We start from the raw sequence: 17,129 nt of genomic DNA on the forward strand, positions 1-17,129 counted from the left end.
ACCTTCGCTGGCACATTCTTGGGGTCGTCGCCCGAGCTGGGAGAATAGCGTGAAGCAGAACATCGTGGTCGCGACGCATCACAAGACCGGCACCGTCTGGATGTCCACAGTGTTCAGGGCGATCGCTCGAAGACTGGGCGCCAACTACCTCGACTTCTGGTCACACTATGGACGGCTGGATCGCGTTCTGAAGACGCCATTCATTCTTCTGAATCACAACTCGATATTTTCACGGCATGCGAACGAGCTTCGCCGGGAAGACGTTCGAATCCTTCATCTCATTCGCGACCCGCGGGACGTGCTCATCTCGGCCATGCACTACCACAAGAAGGCCGGCGAACCCTGGCTTCATGAAAGGGTATCGGGCAGCAAGGATGTCCCGTACCAGAAAAGGCTCAATTCGCTCGCCACACCGCACGAACAATACATGTTCGAGTTGGAGAATGCGACCGGTGACACCATAGAAGCCATGCTCGATTGGCAATATGACAGGGCGAACTGCCTGGAGGTCCGCTACGAAGACCTGTGGGTCGACCGATCCCTGTCTCGCTGGTCGGACATTGCATCGTTCCTGGGTTTCGAAGGTTCCGAACTGGAGGTGTGTCGACAGTGCTTCTGGGAGCACAGCCTGTTCGGCAAGGCCTCCCGGACCAATCGGCGTCATGCTCGTTCCGGCGAGGTGGCACAGTGGAAGCGCGAGTTCACGCCGGAACTGGCACATGATTTCCTTTGCCGCTTTCCTGACGCCTTGCAGACGCTTGGATACGAGAACGACGATCAGTGGGTCGAAAGCCTGACCGCAGCTTCGAAGCCTCAGGCACGAGCCCATACGGTGACCCAGGATCCCATCTTGGGCGACTAGGGTTGGGCTCTGGCAGGCCGTTGAAATAGTCGAAATTCTGGCGAGTAAACGAAACAAACGAAGTAAACGAATCAGACGAATCGAAAAACGGCGATTCCTGAATCATGTGTCGTGTTGACCGTTGACGAATCAACGTTGATTGCCGGTACTCCTGAAAACCTATTCCAACAGCCTGTTAGGTCTGCGGCGATCCAAAAAACAAAGGGCCTAGCCGTTTCCAGCTAAGCCCTTGTTTTTATTGGTGGAGCCAAACGGGATCGAACCGTTGACCTCTACAATGCCATCGTCTCGAAATGGCAATGATTCCAAGAGCTTGGCTAGGCCGAAGCGCGCAACTGGAGGCAGCTCCTAGCTGGAGTTAGCTATCCATGCGTTCTAGTTGCGTGCGAGCTGCGGCGCAAGACCCGCAGCATCGGCCGGCCGATCGGCTGCGCGCCCTTGCCCGTGATGTGCGGCGAATCGGGGACGGCCTCCGGCACGATCCCGAGGCCATCGCCACGGCGAAAGATGACATCGCCTGCGAGCTGTTGATCCTGGCCCGCCGTCTTGAGGGAGGCCGGGCATGAAGAAGCCGAAACCCCGGCCGCAGCCCAAGGCGCGAGGCTTCGACGGCAGTGCTGCGGCTCGCCAGCGCATCGAGACATTGACTCAGCCCCGGCCCGGCACCTGGTCGATGTTGCCCGCTGCCGCGGTCTGCGATCGTTCCCTCGGTCAGTGCACGCCCCTCCATGTTCTGGCGTGGCTGTGCAAATACCGAAACACGAAGACCGGAGAGTGCTATCCGGCCATCGAGACGATGGCGCTCGACCTCGGGGTCTCGGCGCGGTCCGTCCAGCGACACATGGCCGATCTGATCAAGTGCGGCCACGTCGTGGTGGTGGAGCGCCGCAACCGGGCGACCGGCAGGCAGACCAGCAATCAGTACTACGTGCTCTACGGCGACGTGCCGGCCCTTGCTGATAGGGAGGCGGCGCCCCAGACCGAGGAAGAGGCCAGCCGGACCCAGAAAGCGCCTGGCGGGCCTGTAATGGCCTCTGACGCAGGGGTGACACATGATGTCACCCCTGAAGGTCGAGGGGTGACACATGATGTCGCGAACGGCCCCGGAACGCCCGCGGGAGGGGTGACACATGATGTCGGGGGAGGGGTGACACATGGTGTCGACCCCGGTGACACCAAGTGTCACCCTAACTATCCCACCTGTTCTAACCCACTGAATGATCCTTCTGCTGAAGCAGGCACGCTCGCGCGTGCCGCTGCTGCATCAGATGACGCTGAAGGGGATATCGGGAAGGTCAGGGCAGCCACCGAGACCGGGGCACAGACCCAGCATGAGGCCAACCAGGAAGGTGCGGTCGCCAAGCTGCCGCCTCGCCTGGCAAGTCACCTGCGGGTGCTGTCGAAGACGACGGGCAAGGCCGAGGCCGAGTTCGTGGCAGTCATCGCCGAATGGCATGGCGGCCTGGTTGAGCGGGGCTTCGATACCGGGCTCGCCCTCGACCGCATCGTGTCCGAGGCGAGGCGTATCCCGGCCACGGCCTACGCCATGGAGAACATGCGCGACGGGATGGCGAGGGACCTGCAGGCAATGAGGGCGGCGGCATGAGTTCGAGCTTCTACCGTTCGGCAGCGTGGCGGGCGCTGCGCAAGGCCGTCCTGGCACGCGATCCGGTGTGCAAGACGAGGGGTTGCGGGCGGCCGTCCACCCACGCCGACCACATCGTGCCGCGCTCCCGAGGCGGCGCCGACACCGCGGATAACTGCCGAGGCCTATGCACGAGCTGCCACAACAGGCGCTCGGCTGGTGGCCGCAATGGGGAGCTGCGGGCGGTGGGCTGCGATGCCCAAGGCCGGCCGCTCGACCCCGCCGACCCCTGGCACGAGACGACGGAAAATCTCTCAGCGTCGGGGGCGGCAGACCGTGCGGGGGTAGTCGCTCAGAGTAAGTTTCGGAACGGGCGGGGCGGCTGATGGGCCTTCGTGGACCCGGCGCCCGGCCGCTGCGGCGTGCTGAGCCGGAACGCAAGAAGGCCAAGCGCCGTCGCCCGCCGTGGCTGAAGCCCGGATTGAGCCGCGCCGATCGCGTCATCGCGTTCTGTGAGACGCTGAAGATCACCTCCGGCATGCACGCCGGCCGGACGCTGAAGCTGCGGCCCTGGCAGCGCGACATCGTGCGGGCGATCTACCGGACCGACGACGGCGGGCACCGCGTCGTGCGGACCGCGCTCCTGACGTTCCCGAGGAAACAGGGCAAATCGGCCCTCGCCTCAGCGCTGGCGCTGACACACCTGGTCGGCCCCGAGGCCGAATCGCGCGGGCAGGTCGTTTCGGCCGCGGCGGACCGGAACCAGGCCGCCATCGTGTTCAAGGAGCTGGTGGCGATGATCCTGGCCGACGATGACCTGGTCGACCGCTGCAACATAATCAGGCACGCGAAGCAGATCGAAGACCTGGAGACCGGCAGCACCTACGAGGCCCTGGCCAGTGATGCCCATAGGGTCCATGGACTGAGCCCGTCCGTCGTCATCGCCGACGAGGTCGCACAGTGGCACGGCCGGCAGCTCTACGATGCCCTGGCGACGTCGCAGGGTGGTCGCGGCGAGCCGCTACTGCTGGCGATCTCGACGCAGTCGGCCGACCCGCATAGCGTCATGACCGAGCTGGTCCGATACGGCGAGGGCGTGATCGACGGCAGCATCGTCGACCCGACCTTTCACGCGACAATCTACGCCGCGCCGATGGAAGCGGATCCTTGGGACGAGGCGACGTGGCGGGCCTGCAATCCTGCCTTGGGCGACTTCCGCAGCCTGGCAGACATGCGGGCGCTGGCAGCTCGAGCAAGACGCACGCCAGCCCTCGAGGCAAGTTTCCGGCTGCTGTTCTTGAACCAGCCCGTTGACCTGCAGGCGGCGTTGTTCGCCCCGGCCGACTGGATGGCATGCGCCGGCGAGGTCGACGTCACGAAGTTGCGCGGCCGGCCGTGCTGGGGCGGGCTTGACCTGTCGTCGACCACCGACATGACGGCGCTGGTGTTGTACTTCCCGGAGGATAACGGCGCCGTGCTGGCCTGGTTCTGGTTGCCGGATCACCAGATCGCCGAACGCGAAGAGCGCGAGAGGGTGCCGTATCGGGAGTGGCGCGATAAGGGCTTGGTGACGTTCACCAGCGGTCGCGCGATCGATAAGCGGGCGATCGTCATGCAGCTCGCCAAGATCGCGTCGGCCTTCGACCTGCAGGCCCTGGCCTTCGACAGGTGGAGAATGGCGGATCTCCGCAAGCTCCTGGATGACGAGGGGATCGAGCTGCCCATGGCGGACTTTGGGCAGGGCTACATTTCCATGGGACCGGCGGTCGACGCCCTGGAGACCGTGATCCTGGCCGGCAAGCTTCGGCATGGCGCGCACCCGGTGCTGCGGTGGCATGCCCGCAACACCGTCGCCGAGATCGATCCGAGCGGAGCCCGGAAGCCTTCGAAACTGAAGTCGGCAAGTCGCATTGACGGAATTGTGGCCTTGACGATGGCGGTGGGGCTACACGCGCGGCAGCCGGCGCCGGTGACGCTGGATTTCGACCGGGCGCTGGTGGTCAGCGCCTAGGGTTTGCCCGATGGGTCGATCCTCTTGAGGCCCGCTCTCGACTCCGCAGGGATCTTGTTGAACAGGTCCAGCGCCTTTTCAGCGGCCTCGCGGTAGCTCTTCAGTGCTTCAAGAAGTTCGCTCTCGCTGGGCCAGTCAGCGTACTGTTCCTTGGGACTGTAGGGGCTGGCGACAACAAGGCGGTCGCCCGCCTACCGCTTTGCAAAGTCGAAACGACGACTCGCATCGAGGGAGAAATGAACTTGTGACACCAGCCTGTAGAACTCGTGCACCTTCTTCTGGGCTTTCGCGAACTCTTGAGCCGCTGTCAGATACTCCGCTACGTCGTTCATCGCTTCCCTCCCTTGGCCTTCAGGCCGATCTCGACCAGCCGGCGGATCGCCTCGGAGCGCGAGACATCGTCGCCCGCCTTGGCCGCCCATGCGTCTATCGCATCGATGAGGTCTTGTGGAAAACGTGCGCCTACAAGCGGGTCTTTTCCCGTCGCTGGTCGGCCGCGCTTTTTAGGTTGAACCTTTATTGACTTCGCCATGATTTAGGTTCTACCGTAAAGGCGAGCCGAACGGAAGGTGCAACTCCCGCTCGGCTCTGACCACAAACCCGACACCCTGAAAGGAACGGGATCATGGCTACTTCGAAGTCTACAACACGAACAGCGTCATCACCGCCGGCAATCCGCCGGGAAATCCTGGCTGCCTTTGCCGGCGCCTTGTGCATCCCGACGATCGCCACCGTCCCGAGCCGGATTCCGGCTCCCGACCCGCTCGACGTCATCCGGCGACAGGCGGACCTGCTGGCCGCCATGCTGACCGAGGCGCACGGCGGCGCCTGGGCGGCGACCGTCGAGCGCGGCTTCGTGCTGATCCGGCCGGAAGGCGGTGCACGATGAGCGTCGCCCATCGTCCGGACATCTGCGAAGTCGAGTTGAGCGGTGCCGCCGACGACGTCTTCGCCCTCGCTATGTCGCTGCTCCTCATCGAGGATGATGGCGGCAAGCACGATGCTTCTCCGGCTGAGTTCGCGTGCGCTCGCGATCGCCTGACCTACAAGCTGTATCTGCGCGCACAGGAGCTCCGGAACCTTGTCAACACCGGCAGCATCCACGGGACACAGCCTGCGGCGGCGACAGGTGGTGCATCATGACGGAGGAACGCACGCTCGACGCCGTCATCGACGATATCGACGGCTGCCTCGGCAAGATCAAAGGCGCGGCCGACATCGTGATCGATACGGCGACCGGCGCCAACATCCCGGAGGACCTTTTCGACCGGCTCATGTTCTGCGCGCAGGTGATCGACGACTACGCCGACAAGGCGGGTGGCTTCACGGAAGAGGCGTTCCAACTCAGGAAGAAGGCTGCGGCGATCCTGAAGGAAGGTGCAGCATGAGCGGCGCCGAAACCGTAGAGCATCGGCTCGGCAAGGTCCGGGCGTTCATCGTGGCGCTGGCCAGCATTGCCGAGCGTGACGGAGCCCGAAAGGACGACGCCACCACCGCCACGCACCTCGAGATCGTGGCCAAGGAGGAGTTGGACAAGGTCACAGACGCGCTCGGCGTCGAGGTCCTGAACAGGGACTGCTGATCAAGACGACGACCGGGGCGGGCGCGGTGCTCGCCCCGGGATAGCGTGAGACTTGCCGCGCTTCCCGGACCGTGTTATCTCTCACGGTAGAAACGGGGTGCGCCCATGGGATTCTCGGTAAGGACAGTTAGTCGTGAGTTTTCGCCGGCTGAGGCCGCCGCGATCACGGGGGTATCGACGGCCCTGCAGCGCGACTGGCGCCGTCGCAAGATCGTCCAGGGCGAACCCAATTCAGAGGGAAAATGGACCCGCTGGTCGCTGACCGACATCATCAGCCTCAGTGTAATGAAGCTCTTCTCCGATGCGGGGATGGAGGTTTCCAGCACCACCACCATCGCCGGTATGGCGCTGATGCCAACTATGAGTGCGCTCGCGCTGATTGACGAAGCCGTGGAGTTCGACGGCGACGACATCGGCGAGACCGAGAAGGAGCGCGTTCGGTCCGCAACCGTCCGAACGACCCATCCTTCGCACACCGCCGGGCGATTCCTCGCTTCCTTCGGGAGGGGGGAATACGACGTTTGCCGCACTGACGATCTGGCCACGTTGGAAGCGAGGCTGGACGAGGAAGTGCGGCCCATCGTGGCGGTGGTCGATTGCTACAACCTTGCTCGGCTCATCGTCGAAAAGGCCGGTGGCCCGGTCATCCGCTACGAAGTCAAGGCGGACAAGTGAATTCAGCGATCCACCACGACCCGAACGGCCAAGTCCGGCCTGTCGTCTCGTCCTGGGATGGTGGCGCATCCGTTGCGCACGGATGCAAGTGCACGTGGCGAGACGACACCTTTTCCCGCCGTGAGGCGGCATATCCCCGAGCCGTAAACAGCCGGCCCGATGGACCGCTAACCGTCGCGATGACGGCAATTTCCCTCTGATGGAGCTTATCCATGAAACTGTCTGACAAGCTGAAGGCGCGTCGGGTCGAATTGTCGACCACGATGCAGACCATGGTGGACGGCCTTGCCACCGAAAACCGCGACTTCAACGCCGAGGAGCGGACCAAGTTCGACGGCCTGAAGGCCGAGAAGGACGCGCTCACCACTCGCATCGCCGATGCCGAGGCCGCGGAGGAAGGCGAGCGCCGCGAAGAGGGCCGCGAGCTCAACGAGCATCGCCAGCTCGGCGAGGGTGAAGTCCGCGCCCTGCTGCCGGAACAGCGCATGGCGAGCTTCGTCCAGCACGAAGGGCCGCGACCCAACACCGCCAAGATGTTGCGCGGGATGGTGCTCGGCAACTGGGAGGGCGCCGACGTTGAGCGCCGCGCCATGGGCGAGAACACCGGATCGCTCGGCGGCTTCATGGTGCCGTCGGTGACGAGCGCCACGCTGATCGACCTGGCCCGCAACAAGTCGGTGATCGTGCCGGCCGGCGCGCTGACGATCCCGATGGAAACCTCCGAGATGACCGCGATCAAGGTCCTGACCGAGCCGTCGCCGATGTGGCGCCGCGAGCACCAGGAGATCACCGAGTCCGAGGCGACGTTCGGGCCGATCAAGCTCCGCGCCATGGTGATCGCCACGCTCTCCCGTTTCAGTGTCGAGCTGCTCGAGGATGCACCGCAGGCGGGCTCCAAGGTGGAAGAGATCATCGCGGCCGGCCTGGCGCTCGGGCTCGATCGTGTTGCCCTCTTCGGCACCGGCACCGATGAGCCCCGCGGCCTCTTCAACACCGATGGCGTCAACGTGGTCAGCATGGGCACGAACGGCGCGACGCCGGATGACTACGACGAATATCTCGACGCGATCGCCGCGATCGAGAACAACAACGGCGTCGCGAGCGCGGCGATCTACTCGCCCCGCACAAAGCGCACCCTGGCCGGCTTGAAGACCGGCCTCTCCGGCGACAAGACGCCCTTGGTTCCGCCGGCCGACTTCACTGCGCTGAAGCGGCTGGTGTCCAACCAGGTGCCGAACAATCTGGTGCAGGGATCGTCCAATGCGACGTCGACCGCTTTCGTCGGCGACTTCTCGCAGATGGCCATCGCCCTCCGCACCGGCCTGACCATGGAAGCCACCCGCGTCGGCGGAACCGGCACCTTCTCCAAGATGCAGGTCCTGGTGAGGGCGTATCTCCGAGCGGATGTCGCGGTCTTCCGTCCGTCTCACTTCACCAAGATCGTCGGCATCAAGGCCTAAGAGGAGATCACCCACATGGAACGCATGATCGAATCGGCCAAGGTCGACCTTGGCGTCGTGCCGCAGACGTTGAACAACTCCAACGTCACCGGCAGCTTCTACGCGGCGAAGGATTACCGCCGCGCCCTGGCCGTCCTGCAGGTCGGCGCCCTGGCTGCAACGAAGACCGCCAAGATCGAAGTCTTCGAAGCGCAGGATGCCGCCGGCACCGGTGCCCAGCTCATCACCGGCGCCGCGGCGACGATCGCGGCCAACACCGCCGTCAGCGAAATGACGATCGCGCTGGCGTCGGTCGCGAACGGCGAGGCCATCACCATCAACGGCGTGGTCTTCACGGCGCATACCGACACCACGACACCCGCCAGCCGGCAATTCGCGATCGATGGCGACAACACCGCCGATGCTGCCGCGCTCGCCGGCCTGATCAATGACGAGACCTACGGCGTCCCCGGCATCACGGCGACGGCAAGCACCGGCACGATCACCCTGAAGTCGACCGTGCCCGGTGAGACGACGATCACCGCCTCGAGTGCGGCGAGCACCTTCACCATCGCCACCACGAAGGCACAGGCCTACGTCGACCTCGACGGCCTGCCGCTGTCCGCCGGCTTCACCCACATCGGCTGCAAGATCACGTCGACCGGTAACGGCGGCGTGGCGGCCCTGCTGATGCGAGGCGACGCGCGGGGACCGATCACGCAGCGCTTCGGCGCGGCGGCGGTGGTCTGATGGTGACGGCACCCGGAACGGAGAGGCGCGCGGCATTCGAGCTGCGCGCCGTCTCGGGCGAGAAGCCCCGGCTGGTGGGATATGCCGCGGTATTCGACAAGCCGTCACGGGATCTCGGCGGCTTCGTCGAGTTCGTGCGGCCGGGTGCCTTCAAGCGTTCCCTGGCCGCGGGCGCCGATGTCATCGCCCTGGTATCCCACGATACCCGCATGATCCTGGGCCGCACCGGCGCCGGCACACTGACCGTCAGCGAAGACGGCAAAGGCCTGCTCTTCGATGTCCAGTTGCCGCCGACATCGGCCGCGCGCGACTTGCTGGTCAGCGTCGAGCGGGGCGACGTCGCCGGCGCCAGCTTCGCCTTCACCACGCCGAAGGGCGGCGACCGATGGACCTTCGCGAAGGATGGGCCCGCACAACGTGAGCTTCTGGATGTCGACCTGCTCGACATCACCGTCACGCCCCTGCCGGCCTATCCTGACACCAGTGTCGCCCGCCGCTCCCTGGATGCAGCCCGGCCGATGCTGCCGGCGGTGTGGTCGCGCTACTATGCGGAGGCGCGTTGATGGCCTTCTGGAACCGCAAGCGGAAACCGGAACAGCGCGAGGAATGGGGCAGCCTTGATCCTCGCCTCGCTGAGGCCTTCGGTGTTATCCGCAGCACGTCCGGCGCCACGGTGACACCGATGACGGCGGAGAACCTGTCGACCCTGTTCGCTTGCGTGCAGGCCATCACCGCCGGCATCGCGAGCCTGCCGGCGCTGGTCTATCGCAAGACCGAGGATGGTCGCGAGGAAGCGCCGGACCATCCGCTTTCCCGGCTGATCCGCGACGGTGTGAATGATCGCGAGAGTTGGCCCGACTTCCTCGAATCGTTGCTGGCCAACGCGCTGTTGCGCGGCAACGGCCTCGCTGAAGTCGTCGCCGATGATCGCGGCCGGCTTCGCGAGCTTCATGGTGTGCCATGGGCATGGGTATCGCCGCGGCTGCTGAATTCCGGTCGGCTGGTCTTCGACTGGACGGATACCTACGGGACCCGCGGCGCACCTGGCGTCATGCGCCGGCTGCTGAATTCCGAGGTGGTGCACGTCAAGGACAGGTCCGACGACGGCGTGCTTGGCCGGTCGCGGCTGTCCCGCGCGCGCGAGACGATCGGCACCGCCCTTGCCGTGCAGACCTTCGCCGGTTCCACCTATGCGAACCAGGCCACCCCGAAGGGCGTGCTCAGCTTCAAGTCGAAACTCAACAGCGACCAGCTCGCGCGCGTCAAAGAGATGTGGAAGCAACTCTTCGTCGGCCCCGACCAGGCCGCCAAGACCTTGATCCTCGACCAGGAGGGCACGTTCAATCCGATCTCGGTCAGCCCCGAGGATGCCGAGCTGCTGGCGTCGCGGCGCTTCACGACGGAGGAACTGGCCCGGCTCTTCAACGTGCCGCCGCCGATCGTCGGTATCTGGGATCACTCGTCCTTCACGAATTCGGAGACGGCCGGCCGGTGGTTCGCCATCTTCACGCTGACGCCCTGGATCAGGAAGGTCGAGACCGAGTTCGCCCGTGCGGTGTTGGGCTCCGGCTACTCGCTCGAAATCGATCTCTCCGGCTTGACCCGCGGCGACTATGCGGCGCGCTGGAACGCGCACAAGATCGCGGTGGACGCGAGGATCCTGACGCCAAACGAAGTCCGCGAAACCGAGGGCTACAACGCGCGGCCGGACGGCGACACCTTCGCCGAGAAGCCGGCGGCGCCGACACCTACGGAGGCCGCTGTTGGCTGACATCGTCGAGCTGCCGCAGCTCTTCACCGAAGCCGAGGCGGCCGACAGGCTGGGGCTCAGCATCTACACGCTGGCCCGCGAACGAAAGGCCGGCCGCATCGCCTATCGCAAGATGCGGCGCGGCGTGCGCTACACTGCCGGCGATCTCGCCGGTTATGTCGAGTCCATCCGGGTGCCTTCATGTCGAGACGTGGAAAGCAACAGCGCTTCGAAATCGGAGGTTTCTGGCTCAGCCAGCGGCCCAACAGCCCGGCATGGTGCCGGACCTGGTTCGATAGTCAGTCTCGACAGACACGCCGCGCATCGCTTGGCGCAGCAGACTTTGAAGCCGCGAAGCTCGAGCTAGCGGCATGGGTGCAGCAGAACGCGAAGATGGATCGCGAGAAGCCGCAGGCGGTGTTGCTCGAAACGATCCTGGTGCGGTGGTTCAATGCCGTCGGCAGGCTGCAGGCCAGCGCCGTTCCGAATCGCTACGCCCTCGCCAAATGGTCCGATCAGTTTCCGGGTGCGCTGGTGTCTGAGGTCAACGCGGCATCGCTGCGCACCTTCGCCAAGGCGTTGCACGGCGAGGGCTATTCGGACGCCTACATCCGCCGCATCTTCGCCATCGGCAAGCGCGCCTTGAATTGGGCCGTCGAGGAAGAGCTGTTGGATCGCGCGCCCTTCGTGAAGCTGCCGGCCGATGGTGAGGCGCGATCGCGTGCGATGACCATGATGGAGGCGGCATGGTTCATCCGTGCCGCGGCCGACGATCTCCCGCATGTCCGTCTGTATGTCGCGCTGGCGTTCGGCACCGCGGCGCGGCCGAGCTCGATCCTGGAGCTGTCGACCTTTCGCCAACTCGACTTCGAAGCCGGCGTCATCGATCTCAACCCGCCTGGCCGCCGCCAGAACAAGAAATACCGGCCGGCGATTCCCATGGCCGACTTCCTGGTGCCCTTCCTGGTGAGCGTCCCGCCTGGCCGGGTGATCCTGTTCAACGACAAGCCGCTGAAGTCGATCCGGTCGGCGATCGAGCGCGTCCGCGAGCGCGCCCGATTGATGATCCGGCACGATGCCGCTGGCCGCGTCCTGGCGGCGTGGCGTGCTGGGGACAAGTCTGGCGCGGCGAAGATCCTGCAGCAGGCCAAGGAGATGGCCGACGCCATGCTGACGGTGAGCGCCTACACCTTGCGCCACACCGTCGCGACGGAACTGCGCGGCCGCGGTGTCCAGCCATGGGAGCTGTCCGGCTTCCTTGGACACTCGACCGGCTACAGGACTACAGAAGGTTACGCAAAAAATCGCCCGGAGCACCTTCGCGGGGTGGTCCGGGCGGTTTCAGCGTACTGGTCGGACCTCGGTGCCTTGCTTGGCGGCGGACACCTTGGACCTGTCGTCAACCAGGAGCAGCGTTCTAGTTGCGTGCTACCTAGTCAGCTTCCCAAGGGCATAAAGCCCTTGGGTTACTTGGTGGAGCCAAACGGGATCGAACCGTTGACCTCTACAATGCCATTGTAGCGCTCTCCCAGCTGAGCTATGGCCCCGAATTCCTTGGGAAGGCGCGAGGTTATAGTTCCTGCCTCGCGCGCTGGCAACAGCCTCTAGCGGTCACCCTCCTCCTTGTCGTCAACTTCGACTTCGACCTCGATATCGTCCTCGTCGTCATCGAGATCGTCCGCCGCCAGCGCCTCGTCGCCGTCCACGTCGGGCAACTCGTCGCCGTCCAGATCGTCCACCTTCTTCTTGGCCGCTGCCGCCTTGGCTGCCGCGGCTGCTGCGGCCGCCGCCGCTGCTGCCGTCGCGGCCGCCGCACCGCGACCCCGGCGAACCTTCACGAAGTCCTCGCGATCGTGCTCACGCCCGCACTTGGGGCATTTGATCGGGCTCTTGTTCAGGTCGTAGAAGCGCGCTGCACAGCTCTGGCAGGTGCGTTTGGTGCCCCAGCTCGCTTTGACCACGCTGAATCTCCTGCAAATAAGCTGGAATCGGCCGAACGGGCCGCGAGGGAGCGCGTATGTCACGCGTCTTTCACCCTGTCAAAACCAAATTCGGGCATGCTACGAGGGCGCCGCGCCGCAACCGCCCTTTCCCTACTTCTGCCGTGGAGACCGCCCTGTCCGCTCATGCCGCTCCGGCGAAGTTCATCGCCCGCCCCGTGGACCGGTTGCAGGGCCGCGTCCGGGCGCCCGGCGACAAGTCCGTTTCCCATCGCTCCCTGATGTTCGGTGCCCTTGCGCTTGGCGAAACCAAGATCACCGGTCTGCTGGAAGGGGAGGACGTGCTCGCGACCGCCGCCGCCCTGCGCGCGCTCGGCGCTCAGGTCGAGCATGAAGGCGGCGGTGCATGGCGCGTGCGCGGATTCGGCGTCGGTGGCGCGCGCGAGCCGGACAATGTGCTCGATCTCGGCAATTCCGGAACGTCCGCCCGGCTGCTGTCCGGCATCCTGGCCAGCCATCGCTTCACCAGCTTCATGACCGGTGACGCCTCGCTGCGCCGCCGGCCGATGCAGCGTGTCATCGCGCCGCTGTCGCAGATGGGCGCCCGCTTCGAGGCGCGCGAGGGTGGCCGCATGCCGCTCGCCATCGTCGGCACCGACGAGATGGTGCCGATCGAATACCGCCTCCCGGTCGCTTCGGCGCAGGTGAAGAGCGCCATCCTGCTGGCCGGCCTGAATACCGCGGGCGAGACGACCGTGATCGAACCCGAGGCCACGCGCGACCATACCGAGCGCATGTTGCGGCACTTCGGCGCCGAGGTGCGGGTGGCGCCGGCCGAGGGCGGCGGCAAGCGCATCACCGTCGTCGGCTGGCCCGAGCTCAAGGCGCGCGACATCGTCGTGCCGGGTGATCCCTCGTCGGCGGCCTTCGCCGTGGTGGCGGCCGCCATCCGGCCGGGCAGCGACGTGACGGTCGAGAATGTCGGCCTCAACCCGCTGCGTGCCGGCCTCTACGACACGCTGCGCGAGATGGGTGCCGATATCACGCTGGAGAACCAGCGCGAGGTCGGCGGCGAGCCGGTGGCCGACCTGCGCGTCCGGGGCGGCGAACTGACCGGGGTCGAGGTACCGCCGGAGCGGGCGCCGTCGATGATCGACGAGTATCCGATCCTGGCCGTCGCCGCGTCCTGCGCGCGCGGCACCACGCGCATGCTGGGCCTGGCCGAACTGAGGGCCAAGGAAAGCGACCGGCTGGCCAGCGTGTCGGCGGGACTGGCAGCAAACGGCGTTCGCCACGAGATGGGCGCGGATACGCTGTTCGTGCACGGCACCGGCGCGGCGCCGGCCGGTGGCGGAACGGTCGTCACCCACCTCGACCATCGCATCGCCATGTCCTTCCTCGTGCTGGGACTGGCGTCGCGCGACGGCGTGGCGGTCGATGACGGCTCGCCGATCGACACCAGCTTCCCGGGTTTCGCCCGGCTGATGGGCGCGCTCGGGGCGAGGATAGAGGCGGCGTGACCAGAAGGCCGGTCATCACCATCGATGGGCCCGCGGGAGCCGGCAAGGGCACGCTCGCCCGCCGGCTGGCCGACCATTTCGGCCTGCCCCATCTCGACACCGGCCTGCTCTACCGGGCGGTCGGCCTGAAGGCGGAGAAGACCGGCCGCTCGCCGGTCGAGATCGCCGCCGGACTGGAGCCGTCGGACCTGGCCGATCCCGAACTCCGGACCGACGGGGCGGGCCAGGCCGCGTCGAAAGTCGCCGTGATTCAGGAGGTTCGGGCCAACCTGCTGGATTTCCAGCGGAAATTCGCCGCCCAGGCGGCAGGCGCCGTCCTGGACGGGCGGGATACCGGCACCATAATTTGCCCCGACGCGCAGGTGAAATTATTCGTGACGGCCAGTGTCGAGGCGCGGGCCGAACGCCGGTACCGGGAGTTGCGCGCCAAGGGTGTCGACACTATAAAGCCGCGCGTTCTTGCCGAGATGGCGGAGCGGGACCGTCGCGACAGCGAACGGGCGGCAGCACCACTCAAAGCCGCACCCGATGCTTACCACCTCGATACCAGCGACATGGATGCCGACGCGGCCTTCGCCGCCGCTTTGGCGTTCATCGAGCGCAAGGGCTTTCGATCCTCCGGGCCGTAAGTCGCCGCCGGCGGATCGAAGACTTCCAGCGGCGACTGCGCCGGGACGAGTCGTCCCTGCGTCGGTGTTTCAAGGCAGTGGATCCGCCGGACTTAACCGGTTGGCCGACGGGCGGCAGCGTTTCGCCCGGGATCGATGAAGGAGAGTTTGAATGGCCAAGGGCAGCGCCCTGCGTACCCCGAACGACGCCGCAAGCGCCGAGTTCGCAGCACTACTCGATGAATCGCTGGGCGGTTCGTCGAGCTTCGAAGGCACGGTCGTCAAGGGCCGCGTCATTCGCATAGCCAACGATTTCGTCGTGGTGGATGTCGGTCTCAAGTCCGAGGGCCGAGTCGCACTGCGTGAGTTCGCCAACGGTGGCACCGGCGCCCCCGAGGTCAAGGAAGGCGACGTGGTCGACATCTTCGTCGATCGCATGGAGAACAAGGAGGGCGAGGCCGTCCTGTCGCGCGACAAGGCTCGCCGCGAGGAGGCCTGGACCGTTCTCGAGAAGGCGTTCACCGACCAGGAGCGTGTCATGGGCACGATCTTCGGCCGCGTGAAGGGTGGCTTCACGGTCGACCTGTCGGGCGCCGTGGCCTTCCTGCCGGGCAGCCAGGTCGACGTGCGCCCGGTGCGCGATGTCGGCCCGCTGATGGGGCAGGCCCAGCAGTTCGCCATCCTCAAGATGGACCGCCGCCGCGGCAACATCGTCGTGTCGCGCCGCGCCGTGATGGAAGAAACCCGCGCCGAGGACCGCACGCGCCTGATGGGCGCGCTGTCGGAGGGCCAGGTGCTCGACGGCGTCGTCAAGAATATCACCGACTACGGCGCGTTCGTGGATCTGGGCGGCGTCGACGGCCTGCTGCACGTCACCGACATCGCCTGGAAGCGCATCAACCATCCGTCGGAAGCCCTCACCATCGGCCAGCAGGTCAAGGTGCAGGTCGTCCGCTTCAATCCCGAGACGCAGCGCATCTCGCTCGGCATGAAGCAGCTGATGAGCGATCCGTGGGACGGCGCGGGCGCCAAGTACCCGGTCGGCCTCAAGCTCAAGGGCCGCGTCACCAACATCACCGACTACGGCGCGTTCGTCGAGCTGGAGCCGGGCGTCGAGGGTCTGGTCCATGTCTCCGAGATGAGCTGGACCAAGAAGAACGTGCACCCCGGCAAGATCGTGTCGACCTCGCAGGAAGTCGAAGTGATGGTGCTGGACGTCGACATGTCCAAGCGCCGCATCTCGCTCGGCCTCAAGCAGTGCATGGCCAACCCGTGGGAGAGCTTCGCCGACAAGTATCCGGCGGGCACGGAGCTCGAGGGCGAGGTCCGCAACATCACCGAGTTCGGCCTGTTCGTGGGCCTGCCCGGCGACATCGACGGCATGGTCCATCTCAGCGACCTGAGCTGGGACAAGGCCGGCGAAGAGGCGATCCGCGACTACAAGAAGGGCGACCAGGTCAAGGTCAAGGTCCTCGACGTCGACATGGACAAGGAGCGCATCTCGCTCGGCATCAAGCAGCTGGCCAACGATCCGTTCGAGAAGGTCGGGGCGGTCGCCAAGAAGGGCGACGTGGTCACGGTCATCGTGGCCGGCATCCAGGACAACGGTATCGACGTCACGGTGCAGGACGGCATCCCGGGCTTCATCCGCAAGACGGAGCTCAGCCGCGACCGCTCCGAGCAGCGTCCCGACCGTTACGCGATCGGCGACAAGCTCGATGCCAAGATCACCAACATCGACAAGGCCTCGCGCCGGGTCGTGCTGTCGGTCAAGGCTCGCGAGCTCGACGAGGAAAAGAAGGCGATGGCCGACTTTGGTTCGTCCGACTCCGGCGCCAGCCTGGGCGACATCCTGGGCGCGGCCCTCAAGAAGAGGGCCGAGGCCGACGAGGACGAGAAGTAAGCCGTCTTCATCAAGGTTTACGAAAAGGCCGGCCCGCAAGGGTCGGCCTTTTCTTTTGGTTTCAAGGGGTTAGGCTTGACGAACCCGTTATCCGGTTTAATATCAAAGACTTAATCATTGTGCTCAGGGGCTGAATCGCCCCGTTCATGGAAACGCGATGACCAAGTCCGAGCTGATTGCCCGCTTGGCGGCCCGGAATCCGCACCTCTACCAGAGGGACGTCGAGCGGATCGTCGCCACCGTGTTCGACGAGATCTCCAAGGCTCTCGCAACCGGCCATCGCGTAGAATTGCGCGGCTTCGGCGCGTTCTCCGTGAAGCAGCGGGATCCACGCACGGGCCGTAATCCGCGTACCGGCGAGCAGGTGGCGGTCGCCTCAAAGCGCGTTCCCTATTTCAAGACCGGCAAGGATCTGCGCGACCGGCTGAACAAGGAGGCCGCGCGCGCGGCCGGCCTGCTGCCGCCGGAACCCGCTGACGACGGCAAGAAGTAGCGCACCGGACC

Annotated in this window: 22 protein-coding genes and 1 tRNA gene; 19 read left to right on the forward strand and 4 right to left on the reverse strand. The window is 65.5% G+C overall.

Annotated elements, in window-relative coordinates; all coding sequences use genetic code 11:
* Positions 1-49 precede the first annotated feature (49 nt).
* From EPO41_RS15425 to EPO41_RS15435, 4 genes are all read left to right on the forward strand, one after another.
* Positions 50-862 (forward strand): sulfotransferase domain-containing protein, encoded by an 813-nt coding sequence (locus tag EPO41_RS15425; RefSeq protein ID WP_296326664.1) that lies wholly within the window; start codon positions 50-52, stop codon positions 860-862.
* Between the two features lie 562 nt (positions 863-1,424).
* On the forward strand, positions 1,425-2,468 hold the full coding sequence (locus tag EPO41_RS15430) for a helix-turn-helix domain-containing protein (protein WP_296326666.1): 1,044 nt from the start codon (positions 1,425-1,427) through the stop codon (positions 2,466-2,468).
* Positions 2,465-2,833 (forward strand): HNH endonuclease signature motif containing protein, encoded by a 369-nt coding sequence (locus EPO41_RS29760; RefSeq protein WP_363246975.1) that lies wholly within the window; start codon positions 2,465-2,467, stop codon positions 2,831-2,833. Before EPO41_RS15430 ends, EPO41_RS29760 begins: the two co-directional genes overlap by 4 nt.
* A gap of 95 nt (positions 2,834-2,928) precedes the next feature.
* Positions 2,929-4,458, forward strand: a complete 1,530-nt coding sequence (locus EPO41_RS15435) for a terminase TerL endonuclease subunit (protein ID WP_296326668.1) — start codon at positions 2,929-2,931, stop codon at positions 4,456-4,458.
* A gap of 191 nt (positions 4,459-4,649) precedes the next feature.
* On the opposite strand, the gene EPO41_RS15440 is transcribed toward EPO41_RS15435, so the two are convergent.
* Together EPO41_RS15440 and EPO41_RS15445 are read right to left on the reverse strand one after the other, a co-directional pair.
* Positions 4,650-4,790 (reverse strand): hypothetical protein, encoded by a 141-nt coding sequence (locus tag EPO41_RS15440; RefSeq protein ID WP_296326669.1) that lies wholly within the window; start codon positions 4,788-4,790, stop codon positions 4,650-4,652.
* On the reverse strand, positions 4,787-4,990 hold the full coding sequence (locus EPO41_RS15445; RefSeq protein WP_296326670.1) for a ribbon-helix-helix protein, CopG family: 204 nt from the start codon (positions 4,988-4,990) through the stop codon (positions 4,787-4,789). Before EPO41_RS15445 ends, EPO41_RS15440 begins: the two co-directional genes overlap by 4 nt.
* 93 nt (positions 4,991-5,083) lie before the next feature.
* Between EPO41_RS15445 and EPO41_RS15450 the strand changes: the two genes are divergently transcribed.
* The 11 genes from EPO41_RS15450 to EPO41_RS29765 all read left to right on the forward strand — a co-directional run bounded on the left by EPO41_RS15450 (position 5,084) and on the right by EPO41_RS29765 (position 12,175).
* Positions 5,084-5,347, forward strand: coding sequence for a hypothetical protein (locus EPO41_RS15450; RefSeq protein WP_296326671.1), 264 nt, complete (start codon positions 5,084-5,086; stop codon positions 5,345-5,347).
* Entirely contained in the window at positions 5,344-5,601 is a 258-nt protein-coding gene (locus EPO41_RS15455; RefSeq protein WP_296326672.1) for a hypothetical protein, read from the forward strand. Before EPO41_RS15450 ends, EPO41_RS15455 begins: the two co-directional genes overlap by 4 nt.
* Positions 5,598-5,846 (forward strand): hypothetical protein, encoded by a 249-nt coding sequence (locus EPO41_RS15460; protein ID WP_296326674.1) that lies wholly within the window; start codon positions 5,598-5,600, stop codon positions 5,844-5,846. The genes EPO41_RS15455 and EPO41_RS15460 overlap by 4 nt, the downstream gene beginning before the upstream one ends.
* Complete coding sequence (locus tag EPO41_RS15465; protein ID WP_296326676.1) at positions 5,843-6,040, forward strand: hypothetical protein; 198 nt, start codon at positions 5,843-5,845, stop codon at positions 6,038-6,040. The genes EPO41_RS15460 and EPO41_RS15465 overlap by 4 nt, the downstream gene beginning before the upstream one ends.
* Positions 6,041-6,145: 105 nt before the next feature.
* Positions 6,146-6,715, forward strand: coding sequence for a hypothetical protein (locus EPO41_RS15470; RefSeq protein WP_296326678.1), 570 nt, complete (start codon positions 6,146-6,148; stop codon positions 6,713-6,715).
* A gap of 212 nt (positions 6,716-6,927) precedes the next feature.
* Positions 6,928-8,175, forward strand: coding sequence for a phage major capsid protein (locus tag EPO41_RS15475; protein WP_296326680.1), 1,248 nt, complete (start codon positions 6,928-6,930; stop codon positions 8,173-8,175).
* Between the two features lie 15 nt (positions 8,176-8,190).
* Complete coding sequence (locus EPO41_RS15480) at positions 8,191-8,904, forward strand: hypothetical protein (protein ID WP_296326681.1); 714 nt, start codon at positions 8,191-8,193, stop codon at positions 8,902-8,904.
* Positions 8,904-9,467, forward strand: coding sequence for an HK97 family phage prohead protease (locus tag EPO41_RS15485; protein WP_296326683.1), 564 nt, complete (start codon positions 8,904-8,906; stop codon positions 9,465-9,467). Before EPO41_RS15480 ends, EPO41_RS15485 begins: the two co-directional genes overlap by 1 nt.
* The gene (locus EPO41_RS15490) at positions 9,467-10,675 is read left to right on the forward strand and encodes a phage portal protein (protein ID WP_296326684.1); all 1,209 of its coding nucleotides are present in this window, start codon (positions 9,467-9,469) and stop codon (positions 10,673-10,675) included. Before EPO41_RS15485 ends, EPO41_RS15490 begins: the two co-directional genes overlap by 1 nt.
* Positions 10,668-11,021, forward strand: coding sequence for a helix-turn-helix domain-containing protein (locus EPO41_RS15495; protein WP_296326686.1), 354 nt, complete (start codon positions 10,668-10,670; stop codon positions 11,019-11,021). Before EPO41_RS15490 ends, EPO41_RS15495 begins: the two co-directional genes overlap by 8 nt.
* A gap of 368 nt (positions 11,022-11,389) precedes the next feature.
* The gene (locus EPO41_RS29765; protein WP_363246976.1) at positions 11,390-12,175 is read left to right on the forward strand and encodes a site-specific integrase; all 786 of its coding nucleotides are present in this window, start codon (positions 11,390-11,392) and stop codon (positions 12,173-12,175) included.
* On the opposite strand, the gene EPO41_RS15505 is transcribed toward EPO41_RS29765, so the two are convergent.
* Together EPO41_RS15505 and EPO41_RS15510 are read right to left on the reverse strand one after the other, a co-directional pair.
* A tRNA-Ala gene (locus EPO41_RS15505) sits at positions 12,126-12,201 on the reverse strand. The genes EPO41_RS29765 and EPO41_RS15505 overlap by 50 nt on opposite strands.
* Before the next feature lie 57 nt (positions 12,202-12,258).
* Positions 12,259-12,615, reverse strand: a complete 357-nt coding sequence (locus EPO41_RS15510) for a TIGR02300 family protein (RefSeq protein ID WP_296326689.1) — start codon at positions 12,613-12,615, stop codon at positions 12,259-12,261.
* Between the two features lie 143 nt (positions 12,616-12,758).
* Here EPO41_RS15510 and aroA point away from each other — a divergent pair, with 143 nt between their 5' ends.
* The 4 genes from aroA (at position 12,759) to ihfB (ending at position 17,118) form a co-directional block, all read left to right on the forward strand.
* Positions 12,759-14,114 (forward strand): 3-phosphoshikimate 1-carboxyvinyltransferase, encoded by a 1,356-nt coding sequence (gene aroA, locus EPO41_RS15515; RefSeq protein ID WP_296326691.1) that lies wholly within the window; start codon positions 12,759-12,761, stop codon positions 14,112-14,114.
* Entirely contained in the window at positions 14,111-14,743 is a 633-nt protein-coding gene (locus EPO41_RS15520) for a d(CMP) kinase (RefSeq protein ID WP_296326693.1), read from the forward strand. Before aroA ends, EPO41_RS15520 begins: the two co-directional genes overlap by 4 nt.
* A 151-nt stretch (positions 14,744-14,894) precedes the next feature.
* Positions 14,895-16,625 (forward strand): 30S ribosomal protein S1, encoded by a 1,731-nt coding sequence (rpsA, locus tag EPO41_RS15525; protein WP_296326696.1) that lies wholly within the window; start codon positions 14,895-14,897, stop codon positions 16,623-16,625.
* 130 nt (positions 16,626-16,755) lie between these two features.
* Complete coding sequence (gene ihfB / locus EPO41_RS15530) at positions 16,756-17,118, forward strand: integration host factor subunit beta (RefSeq protein ID WP_296326883.1); 363 nt, start codon at positions 16,756-16,758, stop codon at positions 17,116-17,118.
* The last annotated feature ends 11 nt before the right edge of the window (positions 17,119-17,129 follow it).

The sequence above is a fragment of the Reyranella sp. genome (genome assembly GCF_004297265.1).
Lineage (GTDB): Bacteria > Pseudomonadota > Alphaproteobacteria > Reyranellales > Reyranellaceae > Reyranella.

Bases quoted from the DNA above. Each gene is read 5' to 3' on its own strand.
- EPO41_RS15490 (WP_296326684.1), top strand. From the start codon at position 9,467: ATGGCCTTCTGGAACCGCAAGCGGAAACCGGAACAGCGCGAGGAATGG.
- EPO41_RS29765 (WP_363246976.1), top strand. From the start codon at position 11,390: ATGGAGGCGGCATGGTTCATCCGTGCCGCGGCCGACGATCTCCCGCAT.
- EPO41_RS15475 (WP_296326680.1), top strand. From the start codon at position 6,928: ATGAAACTGTCTGACAAGCTGAAGGCGCGTCGGGTCGAATTGTCGACC.
- EPO41_RS15445 (WP_296326670.1), bottom strand. From the start codon at position 4,990: ATGGCGAAGTCAATAAAGGTTCAACCTAAAAAGCGCGGCCGACCAGCG.
- EPO41_RS15455 (WP_296326672.1), top strand. From the start codon at position 5,344: ATGAGCGTCGCCCATCGTCCGGACATCTGCGAAGTCGAGTTGAGCGGT.
- EPO41_RS15450 (WP_296326671.1), top strand. From the start codon at position 5,084: ATGGCTACTTCGAAGTCTACAACACGAACAGCGTCATCACCGCCGGCA.
- EPO41_RS15480 (WP_296326681.1), top strand. From the start codon at position 8,191: ATGGAACGCATGATCGAATCGGCCAAGGTCGACCTTGGCGTCGTGCCG.
- EPO41_RS15460 (WP_296326674.1), top strand. From the start codon at position 5,598: ATGACGGAGGAACGCACGCTCGACGCCGTCATCGACGATATCGACGGC.
- EPO41_RS29760 (WP_363246975.1), top strand. From the start codon at position 2,465: ATGAGTTCGAGCTTCTACCGTTCGGCAGCGTGGCGGGCGCTGCGCAAG.
- EPO41_RS15465 (WP_296326676.1), top strand. From the start codon at position 5,843: ATGAGCGGCGCCGAAACCGTAGAGCATCGGCTCGGCAAGGTCCGGGCG.
- EPO41_RS15440 (WP_296326669.1), bottom strand. From the start codon at position 4,790: ATGAACGACGTAGCGGAGTATCTGACAGCGGCTCAAGAGTTCGCGAAA.
- EPO41_RS15430 (WP_296326666.1), top strand. From the start codon at position 1,425: ATGAAGAAGCCGAAACCCCGGCCGCAGCCCAAGGCGCGAGGCTTCGAC.
- rpsA (WP_296326696.1), top strand. From the start codon at position 14,895: ATGGCCAAGGGCAGCGCCCTGCGTACCCCGAACGACGCCGCAAGCGCC.
- EPO41_RS15485 (WP_296326683.1), top strand. From the start codon at position 8,904: ATGGTGACGGCACCCGGAACGGAGAGGCGCGCGGCATTCGAGCTGCGC.
- EPO41_RS15470 (WP_296326678.1), top strand. From the start codon at position 6,146: ATGGGATTCTCGGTAAGGACAGTTAGTCGTGAGTTTTCGCCGGCTGAG.